This window comes from Xanthomonas sp. CPBF 426, assembly GCF_903989465.1.
GTDB lineage: Bacteria > Pseudomonadota > Gammaproteobacteria > Xanthomonadales > Xanthomonadaceae > Xanthomonas > Xanthomonas euroxanthea.
This window is the reverse complement of record NZ_LR861805.1, coordinates 1,944,988-1,971,600: the sequence shown is the minus strand read 5'-3', so window position 1 is coordinate 1,971,600 and position 26,613 is coordinate 1,944,988. Positions and strand designations below refer to the sequence as shown.

The 26,613-nt window shown below is 58.0% G+C and carries 23 protein-coding genes, 1 tRNA gene and 1 pseudogene; 11 read left to right on the top strand and 14 right to left on the bottom strand.

The window, feature by feature from the left end; all coding sequences use genetic code 11:
* Nucleotides 1–2 precede the first annotated feature (2 nt).
* Genes H7A87_RS08465 through H7A87_RS08450 form a run of 4 tightly spaced genes read right to left on the bottom strand, consistent with a single transcriptional unit; the run spans nucleotide 3 to nucleotide 4,607 of the window.
* Entirely contained in the window at nucleotides 3–449 is a 447-nt protein-coding gene (locus H7A87_RS08465; protein WP_119129145.1) for a toxin-activating lysine-acyltransferase, read from the bottom strand.
* Nucleotides 433–2,838: a hypothetical protein gene (locus H7A87_RS08460; protein ID WP_147421109.1), complete on the bottom strand. Its 2,406-nt coding sequence runs from the start codon at nucleotides 2,836–2,838 to the stop codon at nucleotides 433–435. The genes H7A87_RS08465 and H7A87_RS08460 overlap by 17 nt, the downstream gene beginning before the upstream one ends.
* A gap of 14 nt (nucleotides 2,839–2,852) precedes the next feature.
* Nucleotides 2,853–3,599 carry a zinc-dependent metalloprotease gene (locus tag H7A87_RS08455; protein ID WP_147421108.1) on the bottom strand — a complete coding sequence of 249 codons (747 nt, stop codon included), beginning with the start codon at nucleotides 3,597–3,599 and terminating at the stop codon, nucleotides 2,853–2,855.
* 27 nt (nucleotides 3,600–3,626) lie between these two features.
* Nucleotides 3,627–4,607 (bottom strand): hypothetical protein, encoded by a 981-nt coding sequence (locus tag H7A87_RS08450; protein ID WP_147421107.1) that lies wholly within the window; start codon nucleotides 4,605–4,607, stop codon nucleotides 3,627–3,629.
* Between the two features lie 935 nt (nucleotides 4,608–5,542).
* On the opposite strand from H7A87_RS08450, the gene H7A87_RS08445 reads away from it, so the two are divergent.
* Nucleotides 5,543–6,946 carry a site-specific integrase gene (locus H7A87_RS08445; RefSeq protein WP_119129144.1) on the top strand — a complete coding sequence of 468 codons (1,404 nt, stop codon included), beginning with the start codon at nucleotides 5,543–5,545 and terminating at the stop codon, nucleotides 6,944–6,946.
* Between the two features lie 127 nt (nucleotides 6,947–7,073).
* Entirely contained in the window at nucleotides 7,074–7,463 is a 390-nt protein-coding gene (locus tag H7A87_RS08440; RefSeq protein ID WP_147421106.1) for a hypothetical protein, read from the top strand.
* A gap of 476 nt (nucleotides 7,464–7,939) precedes the next feature.
* Here H7A87_RS08440 and H7A87_RS08435 read toward each other — a convergent pair whose 3' ends face one another.
* Nucleotides 7,940–8,869, bottom strand: a complete 930-nt coding sequence (locus tag H7A87_RS08435) for an SIR2 family protein (RefSeq protein WP_119129143.1) — start codon at nucleotides 8,867–8,869, stop codon at nucleotides 7,940–7,942.
* Between the two features lie 218 nt (nucleotides 8,870–9,087).
* Complete coding sequence (locus H7A87_RS08430) at nucleotides 9,088–10,161, bottom strand: hypothetical protein (protein ID WP_119129142.1); 1,074 nt, start codon at nucleotides 10,159–10,161, stop codon at nucleotides 9,088–9,090.
* A 27-nt stretch (nucleotides 10,162–10,188) separates the two neighbouring features.
* Here H7A87_RS08430 and H7A87_RS08425 point away from each other — a divergent pair.
* From H7A87_RS08425 to H7A87_RS08395, 7 genes and pseudogenes are all read left to right on the top strand, one after another.
* A pseudogene (locus H7A87_RS08425) lies at nucleotides 10,189–10,791 on the top strand (hypothetical protein); the annotation flags it as partial.
* Between the two features lie 44 nt (nucleotides 10,792–10,835).
* Entirely contained in the window at nucleotides 10,836–11,150 is a 315-nt protein-coding gene (locus tag H7A87_RS08420) for a hypothetical protein (RefSeq protein WP_119129141.1), read from the top strand.
* Nucleotides 11,147–11,527: a hypothetical protein gene (locus H7A87_RS08415; protein WP_180496942.1), complete on the top strand. Its 381-nt coding sequence runs from the start codon at nucleotides 11,147–11,149 to the stop codon at nucleotides 11,525–11,527. Before H7A87_RS08420 ends, H7A87_RS08415 begins: the two co-directional genes overlap by 4 nt.
* 317 nt (nucleotides 11,528–11,844) lie before the next feature.
* Nucleotides 11,845–12,981 (top strand): ABC-three component system protein, encoded by a 1,137-nt coding sequence (locus tag H7A87_RS08410; RefSeq protein WP_232087952.1) that lies wholly within the window; start codon nucleotides 11,845–11,847, stop codon nucleotides 12,979–12,981.
* Nucleotides 12,978–13,508, top strand: coding sequence for a three component ABC system middle component (locus tag H7A87_RS08405; protein ID WP_119129138.1), 531 nt, complete (start codon nucleotides 12,978–12,980; stop codon nucleotides 13,506–13,508). Before H7A87_RS08410 ends, H7A87_RS08405 begins: the two co-directional genes overlap by 4 nt.
* Nucleotides 13,505–15,469 carry a DUF3732 domain-containing protein gene (locus H7A87_RS08400; RefSeq protein ID WP_232087951.1) on the top strand — a complete coding sequence of 655 codons (1,965 nt, stop codon included), beginning with the start codon at nucleotides 13,505–13,507 and terminating at the stop codon, nucleotides 15,467–15,469. The genes H7A87_RS08405 and H7A87_RS08400 overlap by 4 nt, the downstream gene beginning before the upstream one ends.
* An 84-nt stretch (nucleotides 15,470–15,553) precedes the next feature.
* A complete protein-coding gene (locus H7A87_RS08395; protein ID WP_119129136.1) occupies nucleotides 15,554–15,847 on the top strand; it encodes a hypothetical protein in 294 nt (97 codons plus the stop codon).
* Between the two features lie 78 nt (nucleotides 15,848–15,925).
* Here H7A87_RS08395 and H7A87_RS08390 read toward each other — a convergent pair whose 3' ends face one another.
* The 5 genes from H7A87_RS08390 to serS form a co-directional block, all read right to left on the bottom strand.
* The gene (locus H7A87_RS08390) at nucleotides 15,926–16,144 is read right to left on the bottom strand and encodes a hypothetical protein (protein WP_147421105.1); all 219 of its coding nucleotides are present in this window, start codon (nucleotides 16,142–16,144) and stop codon (nucleotides 15,926–15,928) included.
* A 190-nt stretch (nucleotides 16,145–16,334) separates the two neighbouring features.
* Nucleotides 16,335–17,807, bottom strand: a complete 1,473-nt coding sequence (locus H7A87_RS08385) for a site-specific integrase (RefSeq protein ID WP_166743186.1) — start codon at nucleotides 17,805–17,807, stop codon at nucleotides 16,335–16,337.
* A gap of 84 nt (nucleotides 17,808–17,891) precedes the next feature.
* A tRNA-Ser gene (locus H7A87_RS08380) sits at nucleotides 17,892–17,981 on the bottom strand.
* Nucleotides 17,982–18,287: 306 nt separating this feature from the next.
* Entirely contained in the window at nucleotides 18,288–19,304 is a 1,017-nt protein-coding gene (locus H7A87_RS08375; RefSeq protein ID WP_016903391.1) for a LysR family transcriptional regulator, read from the bottom strand.
* A 462-nt stretch (nucleotides 19,305–19,766) separates the two neighbouring features.
* Nucleotides 19,767–21,047: a serine--tRNA ligase gene (serS, locus tag H7A87_RS08370; RefSeq protein WP_119129135.1), complete on the bottom strand. Its 1,281-nt coding sequence runs from the start codon at nucleotides 21,045–21,047 to the stop codon at nucleotides 19,767–19,769.
* Nucleotides 21,048–21,158: 111 nt separating this feature from the next.
* On the opposite strand from serS, the gene H7A87_RS08365 reads away from it, so the two are divergent.
* Together H7A87_RS08365 and H7A87_RS08360 are read left to right on the top strand one after the other, a co-directional pair.
* Nucleotides 21,159–21,824 carry an energy transducer TonB gene (locus H7A87_RS08365; protein ID WP_180496941.1) on the top strand — a complete coding sequence of 222 codons (666 nt, stop codon included), beginning with the start codon at nucleotides 21,159–21,161 and terminating at the stop codon, nucleotides 21,822–21,824.
* A gap of 351 nt (nucleotides 21,825–22,175) precedes the next feature.
* The gene (locus H7A87_RS08360) at nucleotides 22,176–22,643 is read left to right on the top strand and encodes an energy transducer TonB (RefSeq protein WP_119129249.1); all 468 of its coding nucleotides are present in this window, start codon (nucleotides 22,176–22,178) and stop codon (nucleotides 22,641–22,643) included.
* 156 nt (nucleotides 22,644–22,799) lie between these two features.
* Here H7A87_RS08360 and aroA read toward each other — a convergent pair whose 3' ends face one another.
* The 3 genes from aroA to serC all read right to left on the bottom strand — a co-directional run bounded on the left by aroA (nucleotide 22,800) and on the right by serC (nucleotide 26,594).
* A complete protein-coding gene (gene aroA, locus H7A87_RS08355) occupies nucleotides 22,800–24,113 on the bottom strand; it encodes a 3-phosphoshikimate 1-carboxyvinyltransferase (RefSeq protein WP_119129133.1) in 1,314 nt (437 codons plus the stop codon).
* A gap of 126 nt (nucleotides 24,114–24,239) precedes the next feature.
* Complete coding sequence (gene pheA / locus H7A87_RS08350; RefSeq protein ID WP_104648569.1) at nucleotides 24,240–25,442, bottom strand: prephenate dehydratase; 1,203 nt, start codon at nucleotides 25,440–25,442, stop codon at nucleotides 24,240–24,242.
* Nucleotides 25,443–25,508: 66 nt separating this feature from the next.
* Nucleotides 25,509–26,594 carry a 3-phosphoserine/phosphohydroxythreonine transaminase gene (serC, locus tag H7A87_RS08345; RefSeq protein ID WP_119129132.1) on the bottom strand — a complete coding sequence of 362 codons (1,086 nt, stop codon included), beginning with the start codon at nucleotides 26,592–26,594 and terminating at the stop codon, nucleotides 25,509–25,511.
* Between the last annotated feature and the right edge of the window lie 19 nt (nucleotides 26,595–26,613).

The following is a 26,613-nucleotide window of genomic DNA, read 5'->3' as shown; positions in this document are numbered from 1 at the left end:
CATTACCGTTCGCCATTGAGAAGCTTTAATCTGATTCTAACCACAGTGTGCGCCTTTCGATTTTTGTAGTTTATTACACCGACGCTGGCACCCACCTCTTCTTTTATAAATTTTTTAACTGTAGAAAATGAATTTCCAGTCGCCACCAAATCGGTGATCCAGAATTCATCACCCTCGAGTCGCTGGTGATGCGTCAGAGGGGCCCCGAGGTCTTCAACAAATAGCTTTGATTCAGATCTATCAAGGTAAGCCCAAGAAAAATATGCAACTGCGATCCCCGTTTGATCGTAGAAAATCACTACTTGGTTGAGTTCTATAGCAGGAATTATCCAAGCCCTTAGATTTAGTAGGGACATTCCGCAGTAAACGTTAACCCTTGAGCATATGTCAAACACCGCCCCAAGCTTCGCGCTGAAGGCATCGTAATCAGGGCTAGACTGCAGGCTCATCCACTTCCTTCAATGCGAATTTTTTGAGCAAGGGGGAACAGAAAATAGGCGAAAGCACCAAAGCACTCAATAGCCAGTTCTCAGCTGAAGCAACGTAGGCCGCCAAGACAAACCAATAAACAAAACACGTTAAAAAACTGACCTCTGCTGATGAGCCTCTGTTTGCCGAATTCTCCATAGACTCCCAATCCAAGTGCCTCCTGTCCGATAAAAAACAGAAGATTGCTTTCAAAAGCGAAATTATAACCTGACCAAACCGAAGCGGCGATGCAAGCAATCTATAGAGGACAGCGTATGTCATTACGTAAGCAGCCCTCGCAATATACTTATTTTTTGAGAAACAATTTTTAGAAAAAATTATTTCAAAACTATACAGAATTAAACGAAAGAATTCGTGGTGGAACCAAATCAAGACCAGAAAAAAAACGTGCAGGATACTTCCGCCCGCCTTCGATACGATTAGAAGATATGGGAATAAAGTTGCTAAGCACACCCAAGCCAGACACTGTCTGAATATCATTGAACGTGCCACCACACCAACTTTTCCGGGTCCATTGAAACGGCCAACAAATCGAAATAAAAAATTTTGAAAATCACCCCGAGCCCAACGTTCATCTCTAACTAGCTGCGCAAAAGGATCTTTAGGAAAAGAATCGAAGATGGCGTGTGTCCCGATAAAACACGGTCGGAATACATCGGCCTCGATAGTATCGTGGCTCAGTGATCTCGATGCGTCTATTGAGTCAAAGAGCTCCTCATACAACGCAGGGTCGAACATTCCTTTGCCAAAATATCCAGCCCGTCCATACATGTTGAAAGCGTGACTCATTGCTTCCGGCGCGCCATCTGCGTTGGCTATCCCTTGAACGACTGACTCTGGCAGTTTCCACCCTTTCATAGAGAATGACTTGATGAAAAGTTGTGGAGTTGCAAGCCCATATCCCGATGTAACTCTGCCAGCCGTTATTTCGACAACATTGGATGGATGATCAAGAGCTCCAGCAAGAACGTGTAGGCAATCGCGCGACAGTACTGAATCCTGATCAAGGACCATGACGAACTTAGCAGAACTCACTAACCTACGAAAATCTTTGCCGACCGCATGGAAATCGCAAGTTTTTTTTGCGATAAACCTACTCAAACTCCGCAGCTTTCCAAGCTTTCTGTCCTCACCCATCCATATGTTTTCGCTAGGAGAATATTTCCTTAACCGATGTGCAAAGGTGACACACCTTTTATACGCGGGACCTAAATCGTTATTGATCTTTAAGATTGCGTCGGAAAGTTTAATGCAGAACTCATCGTCCTCATGCTGCTGAGCCATCTCCCCTAAATCTTTTAGATCACTGAGCACAACGAACTTTACTCTATTATCATTCGCAATAACGACATTTATGCTTATTGTCGATAATCGCTCATAAATATCGTCGTCTTTTCCAAATATTATCGGCACCGCCACGACAACATCGAACGGAAACCCGTCATGTCTGTAGTCTAGAAATGCAGTAACTCTTTTGGTCTTACCCCTAGATAAGGCAAGTTCGGATGACGAAATCGCTCTGTCGAGAATCATAGGAAGCAAGAGAAATAGCAAGCCAGATGAAAACTTGGCATGCATTAAGAAAATCGCAACTAGCATCATTTTAAAGACACAATATATAAGCGAGATGCCGGCGAGCTTGCAGAAAATGGATCCTTCCTCTTGCCTTGAATTTGCGCCCCCAAAGCCCAATGCGCTCCAGCTTCCACCCCCTGTATTGCTTTCTTCAAGATAACGCGCTCTAGAGCAACCCGCCTCTTTCGCTTGCTCTGTAATAAAATGATGCACGTAAGACTTCGATTCAAACGAAGTCACCGCATAGGATTCTCCATAAAGCGAAGAAAGTAGCTGCTCTATGCTCGAATTAGTGATGACGGCCTTAAGGCCATCATCACCTGACAGCGCTGCGATCTCCCGGGCTCGATGAGAGATTCTCGCAGCTTCCGGACTTTCCGCCACAAATATTTTAATTACGTGGATCGCACAAATGATGGCGGGAAGATACTTCTCACCATGAAATGATATTTGCGATTCAAGCAGCGTCGTTGTATTTTTTATTTTTTGCTCAACTCCATATCTGTCAAAATCAACTTCCAGCGTGCACCAGATCAGATCGATTTCCTCAGCTACCCCATCTATAAATCTGCTAGCTGGCAAATTTAGCTTAAAGGGCAATGCAACGATTACTGGCAATATCGCCTGCAGAGCATCACGCGAATTCTGCTCAATTGTGTTACTGGATAGAACAAAGCGGATATACTTCTCAGCATCCTTGAGGAGACGCAGTCTTTTTTTAAATTTTGCAATTAGCATAAATATAGGAAAAAAGCGATGGCGCAATTGCGCCATCGCTTTTTTTATAGTTAGCAATTCCCTCGAATGCCAGCCCTAAATCTTTCAAGCGCGCTAATTGCGAAAGACTCGGCATCCGCCTCTATATTACCACGCCCGACAGAAGCCATCCATTCTGGATGAGCAAACTGGAACGCGTGCTGAGTTTCGTGGGCCGTAACCATCAAAGTATTTTCCTCAGCAGTTAAGGGGCCAAGAGACTTCCCTTGCGACACCAGGTTATTACCCTCATCATAGTAAGAATGTGAATAAGTATTACCAGTTGTAGCTACAACTGCATCTGCGTAAAGCTTAAGCGATCCTCCTGTATAGGCGCCTGTGGACTGCACCCAAGTGTTCGGATTAGCGAATGTCTGCCCCCTCAACATAACCGTGCCAGGCGGCTGATAGCTACCGCTAGTATAATAATAAGTCTGAGAATTAGGGTAGTTATAAGCGTGGGAATTGTACATATCAATTGAGTAGCCGGGCACGTCATTAGGTCCATGCCCTGGAGTAGCGGCGGCCTGAGTCTGACACCGCACTTTCGTTAGATTTGGCAGTTGCGACGCGGGTAAAGCGACATTTGATGGCCCTGTCCAGGAACCACCCGTAGCACCGCCGCCGCTTTCCGAATACGTACCAGTATATGAATATCCGAAATAACTGCCGATCGACTGATAGGTTGGCGCCGTAACATTCACTGTCGGCAATGTCTGTGCGTGCGTGCCGTCACCACCAAATATTGCATCAAGCTCATCACTGTTTAAGATTCGCATCAAAGTTCCTTTTCGTATTGGTCACACTTATTTACCGCAGCGGACGGTGGTATCATCCTCCGTCAATCTGGAGTTGCCAAAAAAAGCCTTAAAATCTTGCTCTGCCTTATCCTCAGACCGTTTAATTGTTTCCGCAGATAAGTTTTTAGCAAATCTTGAGGCGTCGTATCCAAACGATGAGGCTAGATCCTCATTGTTCGAACCCAGTTGCCCTAGCCGCGAAAAGTAATAGCCCGTAGCATCATCTCCCGGCAAGACAGCAGCTAGACCAGTCCTTTCCCGGAAAGCCAATACATTCGCAGCTACGACTTTCCAGTTCCCGTTTTTCACTCCCCGCTGAACTAGTTCGTTTGCGTTGTCTTTGAACGAATTCTGGAGATCGAAAAATTGTTTCGAGTTTTTATCCGGTAACGGCCAAGGGCTAAAAATCAAACACGCGGTGGCGTCGTCTTCACCTGAGATTGCCGCGTTCAACGCGGCTCCATAAACTTGCTGGCTTGCCAACTCTCTATCAACCACTTCGTCCCACTTGGAACATTCTTTTTTAGCAGATACCATCATGTCAAGATCACGCTCCAGGTAAGAGCGCTTGAGATCTGACATACTTTCCAACTTGACTTTATCATTAAATATGGAGGACGGATCTTTTTGCATGCTATTGAAGAAATTCTCAAAAGATTTCCTGGCATAGCATTTACTGATGTGATCATAGGACTTCTGTGGCGAAACAGAATAATCTTGACCTACACCTCTAGTATCGTATTTAAACAGCCTTCCCTCCGGAACTTCTTTTAACTTGGTGGAGCGTCCACTGGCCGAAGGATTTTCACCATTTTGCGCTGAATCATTCGATTCGTCGATTCCTAACGACGCATTTCCGCTGGCCGAATACTGCATAGCAGCAAAGCCCAAAAGAAGAGCGAATCCTGAAATTGCCATAATTCCGCCTTTTTTCATTACACACCATCCGTGTATTGCTTTGCCGCTGCTTTTATAGTGTTTTTTCATTCTCCAGTCGATCCCCCTCATCTCAGAGCAAGCATCAACGACGAACGAGCGATGCACGTGGATTCGGCAAGCCGTTGATTATGCAGCTTTTAGACGTTTTCTTTAAGCGAAACCAATGTGAGGCACACATCTATTTTGCTGCATCGCAACACGGCAATTGCATCAGATCATTACGCTCCTTCCTCCGACCCAGAGCAGTTAGGCCTAGACAATTCGGCGACACTTGGGCTCAAGAAAGCCCGTTTCCATCGAGAGGTCAAAGTTCGCCGGGGGGTCTGGGTGTTCCTCCACACTAACCCGTTCAAGCCCGGGGGGGCGCAATACCACCCCAGCAAAGCCTTCAACTCCGTGGCGCCACCGTGGACAGCGGGAGGTGCTCATGGTGGTCCAAGCCTTGGCTAAGACGATGTGGAGACCGGGCTACCGTTACAAAAAGGCCGGCATCGGGCTGCTGGACCTGACCGCGGGCAACGTGCACCAGGGAGAGCTCTTCTCGGGGGGTGATTCACGGAGTAAAGCGCTCATGGAGGTCATGGACCGATGGCTTCGACCAATGCACCTGACGTTAGTGCCCTATTGGATGTCAGAAAGTTCCGAGCCAGGCAGATCGCTGCTTTGAATATAAATAAGCCTAACAATAACAGGCTAACATTTAACTTAAATTCATCTTTAAAATCGAATATCAAACTCATCTAGTTAGCTTATTTGCTGCAAACAGTACGCAATTGACTGCGATAAATCGATCCGGATTCCCTTGCAGCCCTTGGTTTATAAGGATTCCTGCCAGTAACGGATTAGCGAAGCCAGGAAGCACCCCAGAGGGGAAACCCCAACACCTAAGGACTGCGCCGCCGACGCAAAATTTTGTATCGACCCCATTGACGAATTTTCGTCCTGTCATATCCCTACTTCCATCTAATCGATGGAAGTGACCCATGACCGCTCTGCCCTCCGCCGCACTCAACGATTACATCGCCTCGCCGTTCGGCCTTCTGCATTTGGAGGGCATCCACATCGGACGGTTCCGCATTGACCGCGCCGTCATCCGAGGTCGAGAAGCCGCCATCAACCTGCAAGAATGCATCCTTGCGGCGCTCGACGAAACCGTACGAAAGAGCGGCCTTAAAAACAGCACGCGCTACCCCGCGCAGTTGCCCATGAGGACGCCGGCGCGCCCCTTGGCAAAAGAGATCGAAGACCATCTTGAAGACATGCGTCGCCGCCAACTCGACCCGAAGACTGTCCTGGCCACCGAGCGCACGTTGAAGTTGCTGCTGCTCACCTGCGGCAATATCTCCGCGTCCCGAGTGGACTACCACCACATTCAAGAACTGTGGAAACTGCTCCGCTGGACACCCAAAAACTTGCTCTCGGATCCCTTGCTCGAGAAGCTCAGTTTTGACGAGGCTATCGCCTTGGGGAAAAAGCAAGATGTGCCGCCATTGGCCCCGGCGACCGAGGAACGTCACCGCCGCTTCTTGGTCGCCTTCTTCAACCACTTGGTCAATGGACAAGCCATCGTCTCTTCGCCCATGAAGGCCTTCCGGAAGATCAAGGAAGACGCCACCATCGACCCAGAGAAGGCCATCCGGCTTTTCGAAGATGAAGATCTTCAAGCCATCTTCGACCCAGCCAACTTCCTGCCATGGGCCAACAAGAAGCCGCAGTATTGGTGGGCACCGATGATCGGTCTCTACACCGGTGCTCGCGTCAATGAGGTCTGCCAGTTGAAGTTGACCGACATCATCCAGGAGCGCGGCATCTGGTGTATTGCCTTTCAGAAGACGGTGGACAAGGACTTGGCCGCAGACCCCAAACGCCGGCGGCGCAGCCGGCAAAGCATGAAGGGCACGGGCTGCATGCGTATCGTCCCGATCGCGAAGCCACTTTTGGAGGCGGGCTTCCTGGAGTTCCTGGAGGACATGAAAGCCACCGGCCACCCCCGACTGTTCCCGCTGCTCTCTGCGGGCGTGAACCGCACGACAGGGGAAACCAACGCGCGTTACAGCCAGCAGTTCGTCGTGGACTTTGGTCGCTACCTGAAGAGCCTTGGCTTTGAAAAAGGAATCGGGTTCCACGCCTTCCGCCATACGCTGGCAACCGAGCTCGATGTCAACGACGTTCCAGAGAAGGAGATTGCCCTGGTCACCGGCCACAGCACTGACCCACGCGACCGGGTTCAAGTGCTGCGTAGGCACTACCTCCACAAAAAGCCGCAGGTGACGCGAAGCAAGCAAATCAGCGCCTTGGAGCTCTATCAGCCCAACGTGGAGCTGCCGCGCTACCAGCGGGGGCAGTTCGACAAGTGCTTGGCCGATACGAGCAAATTTCATCCCTAGCCCAAGAACTAAGAAAAATAAGGGCTGCGGTCATTCAGCATTAGACTATTGAGCAAGTTTTCCACATAATTAAAATAAACCTCATGCAGCTTCAACTCCGAGGCGCCCATCCCGAGGAAATATAGAAATGAATAGACAGTCACGACTTATTGCCCCCTGGATCTATGTCCTTGCAGTCGTGGCTGCCTTCGGTTGCATAGCAATTCTCGCATGGGCAGGGGAAATCCAATCAAAAGACCTCGCCCTAGCGCTCCTTGCGCTTCTAAGCACGTTTTTCGGCGCGCAGTTTGCCTTCCGACTAGGTGAACGTCGCGACTCAGAAAAGGAGGTTCAGCGACGAGTTTCGGCAATTAATCGATCGCTACTGGTTTTAGGCGCTCAACACAACGAAATAAGAACCATGAAAAAAGAACTAGACAGGTTCAAAAAAGACGTGGACTGCGCCCTCGGAATGAACGCCTTTGTTCCTCCGGATACCATAGGGCTTTCTCAAAAAATTGATGATTTGGATTTCTGATCGATTCATCAGATCCGAACCTCATCTTTAAAATTCACGTTGAGCAACTACGATTCGACCAAACGCTTGTCGCTACTCGTTTGAGAGCAAAGCACTGCTTAGATGAGTTACAGCCTGCATTTGCAGCCTCCACCCTGGCAAGAGGGGCCGCTTACAGTTACAAAGATCTGGAAGCAAATCTGGGTGAGCAAGTCCTGGAATCAGCGGCAAATCTCGTTAGAACTATGCGGTATCACGTCTATCAAAGCGATGAGTCAATCCCCGTCTTGCAGAAAGAGATCAGAGAAATTGGGCGACGGTTATTCCCTAAAGCTAAAATTATCAAATTTGACCTAGTGGATGTGGACCCACAATTTGATCCAAGAAAATCCCTATGAGGGAAGGCTAGATTTGCAAGAAGTTGCAACCCTCCGGCTCGCAGCGCACGGCCAGCACCACCGCGGCCTAGGCATTCACGCCGACCTTGGACATACCTCTCAGCCCCAATCGGCAAATGCCAGAATGCTCTCCATTCGCGTGACAGCTGTTTCCTTGCCTAGCGCTTTTTTCCAAAAGACCTCTCTTTCTGCCTGTTCACCGGAACCGTCCCATTCCACCACGCGGATGCGTTCCGGTGACCGTCGCTCCAAAAGCTCATTGAGATGGGTATCGAGTCCGGAATAGCCAAACAATATGACCTCGTTGGACTCCGCCAAGGCCGACTCCAGGCGCTGCCAATAGCTCTGCAAAAGCGCTGATGCGGCGATGACCGTGGGCTTGTGTTTGACATGAGTCAGCACGATGTGGGAGCCAACTACATCATCGTCTCCACCCAGCTCTCCCTGCTGCAACTTTCGGACGATGTCGTCCTGGTCGACGAACAATGGGGAACCATGTAGATGAAGGTAGTAGCCGAAAGTTCGCCCCCATTTCCGCTCCAGGTTCTCCGGCGAGAAGCCACGTCCCAGCATACCGTCAACCAACGCGCCGTCGTATCCGCTGAGCACATGCGCCTCAATCATTCGCTGATACAGCAGGTTGTCGTAGTTAAGAGTCGCGACGTGCGAGTGGGTCTCAAGAAGAAAGGCGGCCAGCGGCTTAGCGAACTCTAGCGGAAGGAGTACATCCCGCCGGTGGAACTGGAGTGCCGTCTGATAAAGAAACTTGCGCACCGCGGCAGGAAATCTTTGCCCATGGTCGCTGAGCCAATGTGCACCGCCTTGACTCATCCGATCCAAGAAGTCACATGACGAGACCACCAGTTGAAGCGCGTCTAGGTCGCCCTCTCCGTGAGGTCGCTCTGTATCGCCATCATCCATTAGGCAGCAGCGAACCAAGGCCCGCGTCTCTGGATCAAAGATCCCATCGCCTTCCCATGCCCGTCCGATCGCCTCGTCGAGCGAGAACAGGGTTGGGTCAAGAGCCATTCCTAGCCCGTTTCCAAATATAAGCGTCTTCCTCACATCCTTGTCCTCACGAATCAGCAGGCACTGTCCCTATCGGCGTGCATATCGGATTCTTAAATAGACGTAGCATCCCGCGTGGCCCGCTTTTGAGGTCGTGAGCGGAGCGGCTGGGGTAGCTATCCATCTCTGAAGAGCCAAGTAGGATTCATGGGACCCGCCCCCGCGCTTGGGACGTAGTTTTAACCCGGGGGCCTGACCAGAAACACTTGGGATGGATCCACTCCGGGCCCAGCGAAGAGTTCGGGCGTATGCGCCTCAGGAATCCCTTCCAGCATTAGGGCAGCCCTAGCCTGCTCAAACGCCCCCGCTACCGATAGCCCAAACCCTACCGCCGAATAAAACTGGGCGGCGAAAACGCGAGCGGCCTGATCGCCGATGGACGTATTCATCCCAATCGCGCAGGGCACATGCTCCACGATCGCGGCGGCTTGACCATGGGAAAAGCAAGTGTTGAAGAAGACAAGCTGGATATCGCCAGACCCCGCCATCATCGTTTGCACGATGGCTTCCTTACTGGCCAGCTTGGACCGGCCAACGCTGTCTTGGAACAAGATGTCATCTTCTTCCGACCCATGACCGCTGAAGTGCACAACGCCCGGCCTGCATTCGTTGATGGCCTGAAGCACATCCAACGGCTGGACCGCCCACCTAGACTCCAATTTCACCACATCACGGTGTTCGGACTTCCGCACCATTTCGTGGATGGACCTGGCCTCCTCGTCAAGCCGAAGCTGCTGTTGGTCAATGGGATTGGAGGCCAGGAACAGCACTGTTAAGAGCTCTGGCAACTCCTGTAACCGCTGCAAAGTAGCCTCAGTGCTTCTGTGTAGATGGTCGTGGTGCGTAAGACGGCCTTGGACCCTGGAGAGCTCTTGCGCGCTCGCTACCATTGCCCGCTTACGCTCAGCATCTCTCTTCTTTTCCTCCTGGACTTGCTTTTTTTGCTCCTGAGCTTGCGCTGCGGAAAGTTGCCGGTTGGCATTTCCTAATCGCTCATACTCCCGGGCTATCTTAGTCTCAAGATCAGCTATCTTCTTTTGAATTGCGACGGCACTGCCTTCATAGCGCTGGGCCTCGCGCAGCTTCGACTGCTGTGTGGAAACAGACCTTGTCCGACTTGCGGCCGCCGTCGCATCGAACGCTTTCTTCTTCTCCCCAACGGCCTTGGTCTCTTCTCGAGATTTTTCGGTCTGGAGCCGAGCTATTTCCTTTTGATGTCTTTCGACATCCCTACGGCGCTGGTCGACTGACATTGAATTTCCTCGATGCAGGTTAGCGGCAAGCCGCACGCCGGCACCAAGGCGGGCAGCCAAGGCACTGGCTCGATTTATGAACCCCTCAGCGGTGCAGGAAAGCTGCCCGGGCTCTTCAAAGGCGACAACCACCAGCAAGCCCAGCTCGGGAAGCTGGACTGGCCCCGCGTGGCGCTGACCTTCACCAAATGGGGCGCCTCCCTGCCCTGTTGGACCGCAGAGGCCCGCATCTGGACCAGTCCGACAGCTTCGACAACCGAGACCTTCCGCACCTGCTTCGATGCCTCGGTAACTGAAACGGACGACTTGGGTGAGACGGCTGAGCTCAACACTTCTGCTCTCTGGAAAGGCCGGGACTCGCTCAGCGGCATCCGCGTGCCGCCCAGCAAGCCCAACACGGGCATCCAGCGCTCCACCGGCCCCAACCCGCCTAGCCAACCGTTTGTGGTCAACGTGAGCCGCCCTGGCGTCGCTGACCGGGCTGTGGACGTGTCGCTGCGCGTCGCCTGGGTCAGCGGCTTCATCCAGACCGCTGATCTGCATCCTGGCCCCTCCGGGCTACTGACGCCCTTCAAGGATTCCAGGCTCTGGATCGCCGGCTTCAATCCGGGCGGCAACCGCGACAAGTAAGGCCCCGCTTTGCCAACCTACTTACGACTTAGCAAAGGAACGATATGAAAAACGCACGGATCGCCTTGGTCGTCCTGACCATGGCCCTGGGCCTGACCGCCTGCGGCGGCAAGCCCTCATCTGACAACGCCAAGGAAGCCTTTGTCCGGCTGCTACAAGACAGCGGCGCCGGCCAAGTCACCGACGTTCAGAATTTCGAGCTCACCGGCTGTGTTGAGGCGGAGGGCGTCGAAGGCTATCGCTGCGACACAAGGGGCTACGTGGCGATCGACATCGGAGGCCGCCAAGTGCCCATCCCAGTGAGCAAGAACCTGCGCTACGCCAAGAGCGACGGCACCTGGAGGGCCTACGCCAAATGAAGACCCAACCCGATTCGATGGTGGGAACGTCCGCCGGCGCTGTGGGCGGCTTCCTCGAAGACGGCGCCATGCGCGCTGCCCCTAAAAAGGTGACCACCCCGCACAACCGATTCTTCTGGTGGTTCTCGCTCAGCCTGCTCTTCCTAGGCCCACTCGGCTTCATCGTTGGGCCGCTCATGGCTCGGCGAGGTTTGCGAAAAGCAGAGCGCCTCTACGCTTTTGAGGCCCACATGGCCCGCCAGCGCGATCGTGGCTTCAGCTGGTGGCAGTGGTGGGTGATGACGCCGCTGACCGTGATGGGGGCTTTCTGGATCAGCTCGGTGCTCAGCGGACTCCCCATGGTGCTGCTGGTGTTGTGGCTTCAGCTGACCCGCTGATCCCAATGGGGCATCTGCATCAAGAAAGCGCGGCACTCCGGGCTTTCTTTTTGCTCCATGGATTGCCGGTATTGCGTCGCTGTTGAGGCCGCCGCTCATCAAGAAGCCATCCCCAACTAGCCGGACAATCCTCTTTTCGCTCCAGCGTTGGCCCCATGCCACATTCGTGCGAGGATGCGATCCACGCTCTGTCGCTCAGACTGGCAGGACGTAATTAATAGCCAAGGAATGGGGGGCCGATGACGGGGTCGACTGCAGGGACGAACACTGCCTTTGGCGCTGGCGACTCAGCGCTGGGATACCTCTATCAGATCCGCATGGCGCTTCTGACCGCCCTGCGCCGCATCAACCCCGCAGACGACGACGATTTCTCGATCTTCTTGGAGACGCTGGACGACGTCGTCTTTGAAAAGACCGGGACACCTCTTGAGCTTTTTCAGCTCAAGCACCACTCCAACGCGCAAGCGAATCTTACCGATGCCTCTCCGGACATCTGGAAGTCGCTGCGCGTATGGATCGAAGGGAAGAAGTCTGGGACCGTCACGCCACTTGACCGCTTGGTGCTCATCACTACACAAATGGTTGGCAAGGGTTCGATTGCCAGCAAGCTTCTAGCAATGAATCGCGATGAGGATGCTGCGCTCACGGCCCTGCGAAACGTTGCACAAACATCGGTAAACGCTGAAAACGCCGCCGCTTACACCGCTTTCAAAGCATTGAGTTCAGAAGGACAAAAGGCTCTTGTTGCCTCCGTCGTCATTGCGCCCAATCAACCCAACATTGAACAGGTGGGTGAGGACATTCGACACGAGGTCCGCTTCACTGTTCGACGGGATCATGTGGAGTCTTTCGTCAGTCGCCTGGAGGGATGGTGGTTCACTCAGTGCTTGAGGCACTTGGTTGGGAAATCCAAAGAGCCGTTGCGCTGCTTTGCCCTGCAAGCGCAGATGGACGACCTTCGTCACCAACTGGTCAGCGCTCTACCCGTCGATGACGACATATTTGAGCATGAGGTAGAGATTTCCAGCTACGAGAGCGAGTTGTTTGTGCACCAAGCAAGGTTGACAGGAGCTCACCACTCGCGTGTTCTTGCTGCGGTCAGAGACTACTATCGGGCCTTTGAGCAGCGGTCTCGCTGGGTGCGGGAGCACTTGATACTGGTGGGTGACTTAGAAAAATACGAGCGCACGCTCCACGAAGAGTGGGAAATTTCGTTTGCCCAGGCACTGGACGATCTTGGCCCTGGGGCCGCAGAGGAAGAGCAGCAAAAAATGGCACGCGCGGTTTTCAAATGGGTGGAATCCGCGTGCCTTCCTATCCGGAAGAACGTCGACCACCCCAGCATCTGTCGCGGATCCTTGCATATGATGGCCAATGAGTTGCGCATTGGCTGGCACCCAGAATTTGAGGCCAGACTCCGACACCTCCTCGAAATTCCAGGAGTCGCGGCATGACCGTCCACCGTGAGCGGAGGCTCATTGAGCCTCTATGGCGTCGTCAGCCGCAGGAACAAGTCCGCCTACTCAACCCTGCGTTCTTGGGAGCCTTGATCTACAGTGCCTCAAAAGGATACGAAGAAGAAAGCGACGGCAGCGGTCTCCCGTATGCATTGGCATTTGTTGCTTTGCCGGCGGTCTTGCAAAAAGTGACGCGTGAAGCCCTTCCCAGAGCCATCAGCACTAGCTTGGCAGCTTGGCTGAGCGTCCATCCATCCGCCTTGGTTGGATTTGCCGATCGGGCTAAGGCCATCGCTCCACTTATCCGGCAGTCAATTGCGGTCGCAGCGTCGAGCGGAATGATTTCTATGGATAGGAATAGGCTTGTTCCAGAATTAAATGTGCGCAAGATCAACAAGTATTATCGCGACCTCGCCACACCTGAAGTGGCCGACTGCATAAAGAAAGCCCACTTCACTGGTCGCTGGTTCGCGGCCGCCGGCGATTACACCACCGTTATGGCCCTGTGGGGCGTGCGACCATGAGCATCCAGATCCTCGACATCGTTATCTACCATGCAGGCCGGGAACATCGGACTATTTCGCTGAAGCCGGGTCGGGTGAATATTATCACCGGCGAGTCTGGCACGGGAAAGTCGTCGTTGATTGCTATCGTTGACTATTGTTTGGGCAGCGGAACCTGCGAAATACCCCACGGCATCATGGCCAAGACCATCCACTGGTATGGTCTTCGGCTGACCGATGGCACAGAAGAACACTTCGTGGCACGCCGCGCGCCTGACAAGGGAAAAACGACCACCGGGGACGCCTTCTACATTACGGGCAGCGCGCTCGCAGTTCCTAGTTATGACGATCTGTCGGTTACAACGAACATCGACGCCGTCATCGCGCGCATTGAACTGGCAACAGGAATAGGAGCTCATCGCCATGTGCCGCCAGACGGTCAGACTAGAGCACCGCTATCGGCCAGCATCCGGCACGCTTTAGCCTATGTTTTCCAGAAGCAAACGGAGATTTCCCAGCCTGGATTTCTCTTCCACGGACAAGGAGATCACTTCGTCGCTCAGGGGATCAAGGATACGTTTTCCTACTTTATTGGCGCGATGGACCACGACCACGTTGAGCTATCGGCCAAACTTCGCTCGCTGCGCCGTGAGCTTCGACTAAAGGAGTCCGAACTTTCCCGATCGCTTTCACTGACCAGCGAGGCTCGAATAGAAGGTTTGGTGGCTGAAGCCAAGTCGGCCGGGCTTATTGACGCGAACTCTTCAGGGGGAAGCTATCAGGACATGCTGGAATCCTTGCGCGTCGCCTCGACTGCGCCGTTTGAAGACCAGCTCGCACGCGCGGAAACCGAGGTTGACCAACTGGCCTTAAGTCAGCTCACTGCATCGAGATCCGAGCTGCGTGTCCGCCTTCATCTGGTTAACGATGAGTTGCAGTCAATGTCAGGCCTGCGCACGGACGGCAGTAATTTCGCCAAAGAATCTGCGGAACAGGTATCTCGACTGGAGAGCATCGGTCTCATTGATGAGGACAAGCACACCTGTCCGCTTTGCAGCCATGCCCTGACGGAGACAGTCCCATCTGCCAAGGACCTGCGAGCAGAACTCGTGTCAGTTATGACGCAGCTCCAGAACGTCCGTCGACACACTCCGGGCTTGGACACGTTGATTGGGGAGAAGACAAAGGAACTCGATGGCATCAAGGAATCATTGAAGAACAACTGGGCTGCGCTCGAAGCCGTGCGCGCCTCCGACTCCCGCCTTCAGTCGATGCGGGAGGTCACCTCTCGTCGTGCCCACGTATTGGGCAGGATCAGCCTCACCTTGGAATCGCTCCCAACCGCTAAAGACAACGAACAGCTCCAGCAGGCCATCGAGACCCTCTCCGGGCAGATAAGTGAACTGGAGCTGCAACTCAGCGACGAAAGCGTTCGCGAGCGCACCGCCTCGGCCATGAGCAGGGTGTCAACGCTGATGACTCGCTGGGCGACGTTCTTGGAACTGGAGCACGCCGGTATCCCCTTTCGGCTTGACCCGAAAAAGCTCATCGTCGTCGCTGACGCGGAAGACGGTGCCGTGCCCATGAGCCGAATGGGCAGCGGTGAGACTTGGCTCGGCTGCCACCTAATTGCCTTCCTTGCCTTACACGAATTCTTCGTTCGGGGGGAACGGCCTGTGCCGCGGTTCCTAATTCTGGACCAGCCTTCACAGGTCTACTTCCCGGCGGAAAAAGGTCGTGATGTCAACCAAGTGGGCGAGGAAGATGAGGATCGTCTGGCCGTGATTCGCATCTTCAGGCTGATTTCTAACGTAGTCCAAGACCTGTCTCCGCGCATGCAGGTCATCATCACGGAACACGCAGACATTCAGGAGCCGTGGTATCAGGATCTAGTCGTGGAGCGCTGGCGAAACGGGAAGGCGCTAGTGCCAATGGACTGGGCTGATGATTCCGTAACTGCTCCTCCCGAGTCCGAAGTCTAGGCGCGCTGCAACTGGGCACGCTGTTCGCCAGAAGGAGCACCCTCTCTCCCGCACCCCTCCCTGCTGTAGCCAGTCCGCATACCCATGAAGCCTCTGCAACGGTTCTTCTGGTGGTATTCGGGCACCTTGCTCTTCCTGGGACCTTTCGGGTTCATTGTCGGGCCGCTCATGGCCCGGCGAGGAACACGGAAGGTAGAACGCCTTCAGGCGGTCGCAGCGTGGGAAGCTCGACAACGAGACCACGGCTTCACCTGGTGGCAGTGGTGGAACATTACCCCGCTGACCCTGCTGGGCGCTGGTTGGGCCTTCGGTCTACTGAGCGGGCTACCGATGTTCCTGTTTTTGCTTTATTCGCTGATTACCGTCCCTCAGACTTGAGTCAAGTAAGCATGCGATGTGGGAAAAGGGCCACGACTGAGGGCCCTCATGCTTCATCGCCTTAACATGGACCACGACTCAATGGGCGTTAAGTCGTCTTTTGTTCATCGCCTTTACAACCATCAAATCATCAGAGATGACTACCAAAGTGATGATTAATGTCGGCACGAGCAGCGCAGCAATCTCAGAGAAGGCAACCCATCCAAGTGCGCAGCTTACGAACGTAGCAACTTGCGCAAGCAAAACGCCCCATAGGCGCAGCCGACCCCCGCGAGAGAGATTGCGAACATTATCCATGTGGTCTTTCCTTCTTGGCTGAACCCGAAGAACGGGATTACCCAAGCAGCAATAGCAACAACTGAGAGATTGTCAAGGATTCCTGCGAACCCTTTAATCTGTTCATCATTTTTCCAGATACGTGTCATATAGGCCTGCCCTTTAAATATTGTTAGTCAAGATAAGGTTTTGCCTCGCTACTTGAAGCTCATTACCTCCTCGGGAGAAGGCGCAGAGCTTTCAACCCCACTGACTGTTTTCCCAGACCTCTCAGCTTTTCGGCCACCGTGAAAGCACGGCTGTATGTCGAATGATGCTCGTCATCAAGTTCGTGCCCGACGATCTGCGCCCTGAGCTCAGACACCACGCCAGCCCCCTGCAACTCCTGGATAAACGTCTTCCTGAGCGAATGGAATCCACGCTTAGCAGGCTCCCAGCCCTTCCCCACCTCGGCCAAGTGCCGACTAAAGGCTTTGGTGATCCAGTTGCCTTGCCCATTCACCGCCGTGGCCTTGGCGGCCGGGAACAGCCTCGTCTCACCTGCTTTTCGCTTCCCTTCCACCCATCCCAGAAACCCCATCTTTAGCAGCTCGGGATGGAGCGGGACCGTCCGAAGGCTCACCTCAGTCTTCACCTTCTGGTGCTCGCCTTCGTCGGAGATGCGGATGCATGGGATGCCGTCCTCTTCGAACACGTCCTTGATCAGAAGCTGGCCGACCTCCGACGCTCTGGCGCCGGTATAGAGCCCAATGAGCGACGCCCAGCGAGCGGCCTCGGACAACTTGGCCAGCGCCTCAGGCGCGAACAGCGCCTGGATCTGTGCACGGTCGTATGCCTTGAAGCCCAGCTTCTTGCGGGCGCGCTTTTCTCGCTGTGAGTAGCTCACATGGCCGGACGCCGGGTTGTCGCCTCGCGGGTAATGACCCGACGCCATGGCCCATTCGAAAAAGCCTCCTCGCCCGCCGATATAGCTTTGCTTATTGGTGAGCGTTGGCGTCGAAGCGCCCTTCTCGCGCATGTCCTGATACCAACGCGCCAAATCTGAGCGCGTGATGGCATGGACCTTGGCCTTCTCGCCGAGGAAGCTCACCAGAGCCTCAATGGCGGTCTTCTTGATGGTGTAGGTCTTGGGCAAGGTCGAGCCCTTGAGGGTCGCCAGGAACGCATCACGGGCTTTGCCCAACGTCATCGTTTCGATGGCCGGCGCGGAGGCCTGCCTACTCGGGCCCGCATGCGGTGAGCCAAACATGGTTGAAGCGGCCACCGGAAGGGCCCTAGTCTGCAAAGCGGCGCCAGCCATCGCTTCCAGCTCCATCAGCTGCCTGTAGAGCTTTAGGTCTTTGGGACTGTCGATTTGCCACTGATCTGTCACCGTCCCATCCGGCTGGCGGGTGCGGTTGAGCGTCAGTTCCTGGAGGTTCTCGGCGCTCGTCAGGCGAGCGATGAGCAGGTCAGCGTCCGTCTTGCTCAGCTTGGCCACGCGTTGATCCTTCAACTGTGCGAAGAGCCGAGCATAGCCCGCCCCAAGCACCACCGCACGCACATGCGCCTGCGCCATGTCCTTTGTTTGCAGGGTGCGTTTGATAAGTCGGCAGCCCATCACGGTCTGCAAATCTACGGGCACACGTTGGACGAACGACCAGCGGCCAGTGGACGACCGGCTCAAATGATGAGGGATGCGCATGCGAGTGTTTTCTCTGCATGCTTCCTGCCTTCCAATCGAACCAAATCAGATTTTTATATTCAAAATCAATGACTTGGAGCTGACTGGCGGAGAGAGTGGGATTCGAACCCACGGAAGGTTTGACCCTTCGCCGGTTTTCAAGACCGGTGCCTTAAACCGCTCGGCCATCTCTCCGATGCTGCTTTGCGCGACCGCCGAAGGCGTCGGGTGATCACGCCTTGCGCCACATGCGAAACGGGTGACGTCTGTCGATGGACGCTGCATTGCGCGCTGCCCCCGACCCGGGATTGCTCCCGGGCGCGCATTCTCGCACGCCCGGGCGCGCTTTGCTAAGCGCCGCGTGTTGTTGAGCTGCACAGCGCTGCAAAGCGGTTCCGTTTGCCAGGTTACGCACCGCTCCCGATTACGCAGCGCTGCCAGGCGACACAGCGCTGATTGGCCGACATCCACACCCCGGATGTCGACGACCAGGCACAGCGATCAGCCGGCTTCGGCCACGGCCAGGCGCGGTGCGGTTGCGGCCGCACGCTTGAGCTTCTCGGCCAGCTCGGCGCAGTTACCGCCGCAATCCAGGCGCGAGCGTTCGATTTCCTGCGGCAGGTGTTCGGCCAAAAAGTCGATGAACACCCGCACCGCCGGCAGCAGGCCGCGGCGCGAGGCGAACACCGCGTGGCAGATGCCCTGCGGCAGCGACCAGTGCGGCAGCACCACTTCCAGCTCGCCGCTGCGCACAGCCTGGGCGCACACGGTTTCCGGCAGCATGGTGATGCCGAAGCCATCGCGCGCCATCGACTGCAGCAGCGGGAAGTCGAACCCGGCCAGGCGCGGCTGCAGGTCCACCCGGCGCATCTCGCCGTTGGGGCCGTGCAACTCCCAGCGCTGGTGTGCTTCGTCCTCGCTGGTGCTCATGGTGGTGTGGTTGGCCAGCTCGCTCGGGTCCTTGGGGCGCCCGGCGCGGTCCAGATATTTGGGGCTGGCCACCAGCAACTCCTGCACCTGGCCGAAGCTGCGCATCACCAGGCTGCCGTCGTCGTCCAGGCGCGAACGCACGCGCAGCGCGATGTCGTAGCCCTCATTGATGACATCGACGCGGCGATTGCTGATGTTGAGCTGCAGCCGCACCTTGGGGTACTTGGCCAGGAATTCAGGCAACAGCTTGGGCAACTGGATCTGCGCCAGCGAGACCGGAACGCTCACGCGGACAAGGCCGCGCGGCTCGGCGCTGAGACGGTCCACCACCTCGCGCGCGGCCTGCGCTTCGGCCAGCATGGTCTGGGCATGCCGGTGCACGCTGGTGCCGACATCGGTGACTGCAAAGCGGCGCGTGGAGCGCTGCAACAGGCGCACGCCCAGGTCGGTTTCGAGCTGGCTGATGCGGCGGCTCAGGCGCGACTTGGGGATTCCGAGCGCACGCTCGGCTGCAGCGAAGCCGCCGTGGTCCACCACCATCGCGAAGTAATACAGGTCATTCAGGTCGTGCATGGCGCAGGCATCCATGGATAGAACGATAAGTGACATTTAATCACCTTTATCCCAACAGAGCAACGACCTGATACACCAGAAATGTAGTTTCATGCAATCAGGACCGCGAACTGCGGCGCTCCGAGCTCCGTCGGTTTCGCCACGGTAAATGCATAGCTGGCGGCGCGCGGCTGGGGTGGAGAAAAAACGCCAGAGCGCTTCGCCACGATCGGGCGACGCAAAGGCCGCTGCATGGACATGCAAACGGGGCCATCACTGGCCCCGTTCCTGTTCCAGGTTTGTCGGTGACGCGGCGGCACATCTGGCAGCCCAGCAGCCACGCGGGCACCACTGCTTAAGTGACTGACGAACGCGGGAGCGGTCGTCAATGGGAGCTGACGGCACACGCGGCACCGCGTATCACAGCTGCACGACAACGCCGGGCATCGGCCGCGCCCGCCTGACAGCTGCGCTGCGCGGCAATTGCGCCAACCGCTCCTACCCGATCCGCTCGATCCCGCCCATGTACGGACGCAGCGCCTCGGGAACATCGATCGAGCCATCGGCGTTTTGGTAGTTCTCCATCACCGCGATCATCGCGCGGCCCACTGCGGTGCCGGAACCGTTGAGTGTGTGCAGCAGTTCCGGCTTGCCGCTGGCCGGGTTACGCCAGCGCGCCTGCATGCGCCGCGCCTGGAAATCGCCACAGTTCGAGCACGACGAAATCTCGCGGTAGGTGCTCTGCGATGGCAGCCACACTTCCAGATCGTAGGTCTTGATCGCGGAGAACCCCATGTCGCCGGTGCACAGCAGCACCTTGCGATACGGCAGGCCGAGTTTTTCCAGCACCACTTCGGCACAACGCGTCATGCGCTGATGTTCGGCATCGCTGTGTTCCGGCGCGCAGGCGGTGACCAGTTCCACTTTTTCGAACTGGTGCTGGCGGATCATGCCGCGCGTGTCGCGGCCGCCGCTACCGGCTTCGGCGCGGAAGCACATCGAGTGTGCAGTCATGCGCAGCGGCAGACGCTCGGCGTCGACGATCTCGTCGCGCACGATGTTGGTCAGCGGCACCTCGGAGGTAGGGATCAGGTAGCGGCGCGATTCACCCACTTCGGTCTGGAACAGGTCGTCCTCGAACTTGGGCAGTTGCCCGGTGCCGCGCATCGACTCGGCATTGACCAGCAGCGGCACGTTGGTTTCTTCGTAGCCATGCTCGCCGACATGCAGGTCAAGCATGAATTGCGCCAGCGCGCGGTGCAGCCGCGCGACCGGCCCACGCAGCACGGTGAAACGCGCACCCGACAGCTTGGCAGCGGTCTCGCCGTCCAGCCAGCCGTGCGGCGCGCCAAGTTCCACATGGTCCTTGACCGGGAAATCGAACTGGCGCGGCGTGCCCCAGCGCGCCTGCTCGACGTTCTCGCTCTCGTCCTTGCCCTGCGGCACATCGTCGGCCGGCAGATTGGGCAGGCCCAGCGCAATGGTCTCGAGCTTGGCGCGGATCACGTCCAGCGCTTCTTCGGAGGCCTTGAGCTCCTCACCAAAACCGGCCACCTCGGCCATCAGCGCAGTGACATCCTCGCCCTTGGCCTTGGCCTGCCCGATCGCCTTGGATTTGGAATTGCGCTGGCTCTGCAATTCCTGCGTGCGCACCTGGATGCGCTTGCGCTCGCTTTCCAGCGACTCCAGTTCCGCGGTGTCCAGGGAGAAACTGCGCGTGCTGCGCAGGCGCTCGGCAAGGTCGGCGGGATGTTGGCGAAGCAGGGCCGGATCTAGCATCGGGAGTCTGTGAGTCAGTGGGAAGCGCGAGATTATCGCCTGTTCCGCCACCTGCTGCGATCGATTCACCGCCGCTATGCCAGAATTGGCCCGATCCTTCAGGTGAGCCCTATGCCCGCGCCCCGCCCTGCGTCCGATCGCCAGATCGTCCTGCGACTGCCCCGCCACACCCTGAAAATTGCCGGTATCGCCTTCGTTGCCGGCCTGTTGTTGTTCCTGCTGGTGTGGGCCACCGGCCGCAAGGACGACTTCTACAAGGCCTCGCCTACCCACCCGGCTGCCGGTGTGCAGGCCGACGACAGCATCCAGCCGCTGCCTGCGCCGCTACCGGCCCAGGACGGCGCCAGCGACATGCCGCAGGCCAAACCGCCGGAAGACACGCCGACGCTGGTGGAGACCGCGCCGCCGGCTGCGCCTGCCCCCATGCCGTTGCCTGAAGACGCGGTTCCCGGTGCGCCGGGCAGCGCGGCCCCGTCAAGCGCCGCGGCGGCTGCAGGCGGAGATCGCCCGGTGCCGATGCAGGGCCAGATGCCGCCGCCGCGCTATCCCTCGGCGGCCTTGCGTCGCGGCGATGCCGGCGACGTGGTGGTGCGGGTGGACGTGGACGCGGCGGGCAACCCGGGCGGAGTGACGCTGGTGCAGCGCAGCGGCTCACGCGACCTGGACCGCGCCGCAATGGAAGCGGTGCGTCGCTGGCGTTTTCATCCGGCACAGCGCAATGGCCAGCCGATTGCCGGGAGCCTGGATATCCCGTTCGAGTTCAAGCCGGCGCAGTAAGAGGCGCGGCAGTGGGATGCGTCGATTGGCCCGCACGCCGATGACGGCCCACCTGCCACAAGCAAGGGAGAGCGCCGTGCGTTGACCGGAGATGGCGATCGAGCCGGGCCCGGCGCCGGGTTGACCAAGCTGAATGTCTACCGCGCATTGAATCCTCCTGAGTGCCCTGCCTTAGCTGCGCCTCAGGCAAGGCCGACCAGACTGGTCACGTCATCCCAAAGATGCGCCAGGAGGCCGGCCATGTCCTTCATCTCCAATCCCTCGCCACACCCCACGCAGGCATTGCCGCAGCGCTCCGCGCACACCGACGACCACGTCCACGACGACGCTGCCGATGGCGCCTCGCCCTGGCTGTGGGCGACCCTGCTGGCGGTGCTGGTGGTGGTGCCAACCTGGTGGTGGGCCCGACACAGCGACGAATCGTTCGCGAGCGATACGCGCCCGGCGCCTGCGGCCAGCCGCCAGATCCTGCCGACGTCGGAAGGCCCGCGCGCCATGACCATGATTGCGCATCAGCCCGTGCGCGCGCCGACCAGCACCGAAGAAGCGATTCCGCTGCCTGGCAATGCGATGCCACGCTATCCCTCAGACATCGCACAGGCCGGTATCGAAGGCAGTCGTACTGCGCGCCTGCAACTGGATGTGCAAGGCCGGGTGAGCGATGTGAGCATCGTCGATCGCAGCGGCAGCAACGACCCGCGCCTGGATGCAGCCGTGATGGACAGCTTGCGTCAGTGGCGCTTCGAGCCGGCCACCCGCGATGGCCATGCAGTGGTCAGCAGCGTGCAGGTGCCGGTGGAGTTCACCGCAGAGCGCTGAGTGGGATCACCACTCGAGTGAGCTAGCGGTATCGCCGCACTGAGTGCAAGGCGACACCCGAACCTCGACTGATAGGCGTTGCGCGCCAGCGCCGCCTCGACCGGCAATCCTTGCCGGCCAAGAACTACCGTTTTTGTTCAAACGCTGTCTGTCTACTCAGGCTGTTTCAAGCCCGAAACCGGCACCCCGCGCCAGGCCGTCGAACCCCGGGAACGAGGTGGCGACATTGGCCACGTCGTTGACCCGCACGTCGCCGGTGGACAGCTGGCCGGCAATGGCAAACGCCATCGCGATGCGATGGTCGCCGTGGCTCTCGATCACGCCGCTGCCGATGCTGCCGCCGTGAATGGTGGCGCCATCGGGGGTCTCGTCGACCTGCACACCGAGCGCGCGCAGGCCGGTGGCCATCGCTGCAAGGCGATCGGATTCCTTCACCCGCAATTCGGCAGCGCCGCTGACCACCGTCTGCCCGGTTGCCGCCGCGGCGGCCACGAACAGGGCGGGGAACTCGTCGATCATGTCCGGCACCAGCGCTTCGGGAATCTGCGCGCCCTGCAGCGGCGCGTAGCGTACGCGCAGATCGGCCACCGGCTCGCCGCCATGTTCGGCATGACGTTCTTCGGCGATATTCGCGCCCATCAGCCGCAGTGCCGCGAGCAAGCCTGTGCGACGTGGATTCAGGCCCACCGCACGCAGCAGCACGTTCGAGCCGGGAATGATGCTGGCTGCCACGATGAAGAACGCCGCCGAGGAGAAATCCGCAGGCACCGCGATATCGGTCGCGCGCAGGCGCTGGCCGCCGCGCAGGCGGGCCTTGCCGGGCGAGAAATCGATCTCCACGCCGAATGCGGACAGCATGCGCTCGGTGTAGTCGCGGGTGGGATGCGGCTCGGTGACCGAGGTTTCGCCCTGCGCATACAGGCCTGCCAGCAACACGGCGGATTTGACCTGCGCACTGGCGACCGGCGAGACGAAGTCGATGCCGCGCAGGGTCTGCCCGCCATGCACGCGCAGCGGCGGGGTGCCGTCGTCTTCGGTGTCGATGCGTGCGCCCATCTGTGCCAGCGGACCGGTCACGCGCCGCATCGGGCGCTTGGACAGCGATGCATCGCCGACCAGCGTGCTGTCGAAGCGCTGCGCCGCCAGCAGGCCGGCGAGCAGGCGCATGCCGGTGCCGGCATTGCCACAGTCCAGCGCCTCGCTGGGCGGTTGCAGACCATCCACGCCCACGCCGTGCACGATGCGCTGCGACGCTGACGGCGTGTCGATACGCACGCCGAGCTGGGCGAAAATGGCCGCCGTGGACCGGGTGTCTTCGCCTTCGAGAAAGCCATCGATCTGCGAGACGCCATCGGCCAGGGCGGCGAACATCACCGCGCGATGCGAGACGGATTTATCGCCGGGAATGGCCAGGCTGCCCTGCAAGGCGCTGCCCTGCCGGGCGATCCAGTACTGCGTGCTGCTGCTCATGCGTGTGATCCGATTGCTGCGGCATCGCCCTGTGCGGCGATACGCGTTGAAGAGTGTCGTGGCGCTGCCGCCACCTCGGCCGGCGACGGCATGCCGGTCAGGCCTGCGCTTGCGGGACGCGCCCGCTCAGGGAATGGCGACCGGGTACGAGCCCAGCACCTTGATCTGTGCCGAGTGCGCTTCCAGTTCGGCCAGCGCCTGCTTCATCGCCTCGTCCTCCACGTGGCCGGCCAGGTCGATGAAGAAGCCATATTCCCACTTGGCCTGATGCGAGGGACGCGACTCGATGCGGTTCATGCTGATGCCATGCCGCGCGAACGGGCTGAGCACGTCGAACAACGCGCCCGGCTTGTCGTGGATGAACACCAGCACCGAGGTGCGGTCATGCCCGGAGGTGGGAAAGATCTGCCGGCCAATCACCAGAAAACGCGTGGTGTTGTCGTCGTCGTCCTCGATCGACTTCATGATGACTTTCTTCAAGCCATACACATGCGCGGCGCTTTCGCCGCCGATCGCCGCGGCATCTTCGGCATTGCGGGCGCGGCGCGCGCCTTCGGCATTGCTGGAGACGGCGATCTTCTCGACCTTGGGCAGGTGCGAACGCAGCCAACCGGCGGTCTGCGCAAACGACTGCGAATGCGCGTAGATGCGCTCGATGTCTTCCAGCCGGCCATTGCGCGAGAGCAGGTACTGGTGCACGCGCAGCTCGACTTCACCGCAGATTTTCAGGTTCGAGGTCAGGAACATGTCCAGCGTGACCTGGATGGTGCCCTGGCCGGAATTTTCCACCGGCACCACGCCGAAATCGGCATTGCCCGCTTCCACTTCCTGGAACACCTCCTCGATGGTGGCCATCGGCAGGCCCACCGCCGACCGGCCGAAGTGCTTGAGCACCGCCTGCTGGCTGAAGGTGCCTTCCGGGCCGAGATAGCCGATCTTCAGCGGCTCCTGCTGGGCCAGGCACGCGGACATGATTTCGCGATACACGTGCACCAGCACTTCATCGCTAAGCGGGCCTTCGTTGCGGTCCACCACCATGCGCAGCACCTGCGCCTCGCGCTCGGGCCGGTAGTAATCCACCGCCGCGGCGAGCTTGCCCTTGGCCTTGCCGACCTGATGGGCGAAGTTGGCGCGCTCGGCGATCAACGCCTGGATGGTGCGGTCGATCTCGTCGATCTTGGCGCGCACATCGGCCAGCACCGGTGCCGCCGTGGTCGGCTTGATCGCGCGCTTGTCTGCAGCGTTGCCCGCAGCCTTGGCGGCGGACTTGCCTGCCGGTTTGGTCTTGCCGCCGGTGGCGGCACTGGGCTTGTTGGACTTGGGAGCCATCGCTCGGCATTCCTTGAAATTGCGGCGCATGCGCCTGCGCGGCATGCGCCGCGGTCGAATGAAGACTCAGCCGTGGCGCTGCTGGAAGTCGTGCATGAAGCTCGCCAGCGCCTGGGCGCCCGCCACCGGCATCGCGTTGTACAAGGACGCGCGAATGCCGCCGACCGCCTTGTGCCCCTTCAGCGCCAGCAAACCGGCTGTCTTGGATTCGCTGACGAACAACGCATCCAGCTGCTCGTCCGGCAGAAAGAACGGGATGTTCATGCGCGAGCGCACCGCCGGGGTGACCAGGTTGCGGTAGAACCCGCCGGAGCCATCGATCGCGCCATACACCAGCGCGGCCTTTTCGGCGTTGCGGCGGGCGAACTCGTCCACCCCGCCCTGCTCCAGCATCCACTTCACGGTGAGTCCGAGCAGATACCAGTTCCAGGTTGGCGGCGTGTTGAGCATCGAATCGCGTGCGGCGTGCGAGGCGTAGTTGAAGATGTCCGCGCGCGGCTGGCCAGCGCGTTCGAGCAGGTCGCGCCGCACGATCAGCACCGAGATGCCGACCGGGCCCAGGTTCTTCTGCGCGCCGGCATAGATCAGCCCATAGCGCGACACATCCAGCGGCTCGGAGGCGATCGAGGAACTGAAATCGGCAAACAGCGGCAGCGTGCCCACCGCCGGCGTGTCGCGGAACTCGACGCCGTGGATGGTCTCGTTGGCGGTGATGTGCACGTAGGCCGAGTGCGGCGACAAGGTCCAGCTGGCCACTGGCGGAATGTCGGTGAAGCCGCCTGCCTGGCCGTCGGCGGCAATGCGTGCATCCACATAGGTGGCCGCCTGCTTGATCGCGGTCTTGCCCCAGTGGCCGGTGATCACGTAGTCGGCAGCCTGGCCGGGTGCGGCGAAATTGAGCGGCAGCAGCGCCTGGATAGTGGTGGCACCACCGGCGGTGAACAGCACCGCATAGTCATCGGGAATCGACAGCAAGCGGCGCAGATCGGCTTCGGCCGCGGCCGCCACGGCCATGAAATCGGCGCTGCGGTGGCTGATTTCCACGATCGAGGCGCCGACGCCGTTCCATTCGACCATCTCCGCCTGCGCCTGGCGCAGGACCGATTCCGGCAATGTCGCAGGGCCGGCACTGAAATTGAACGCGCGTGTCATGGCACACCTTGTCGAGCTA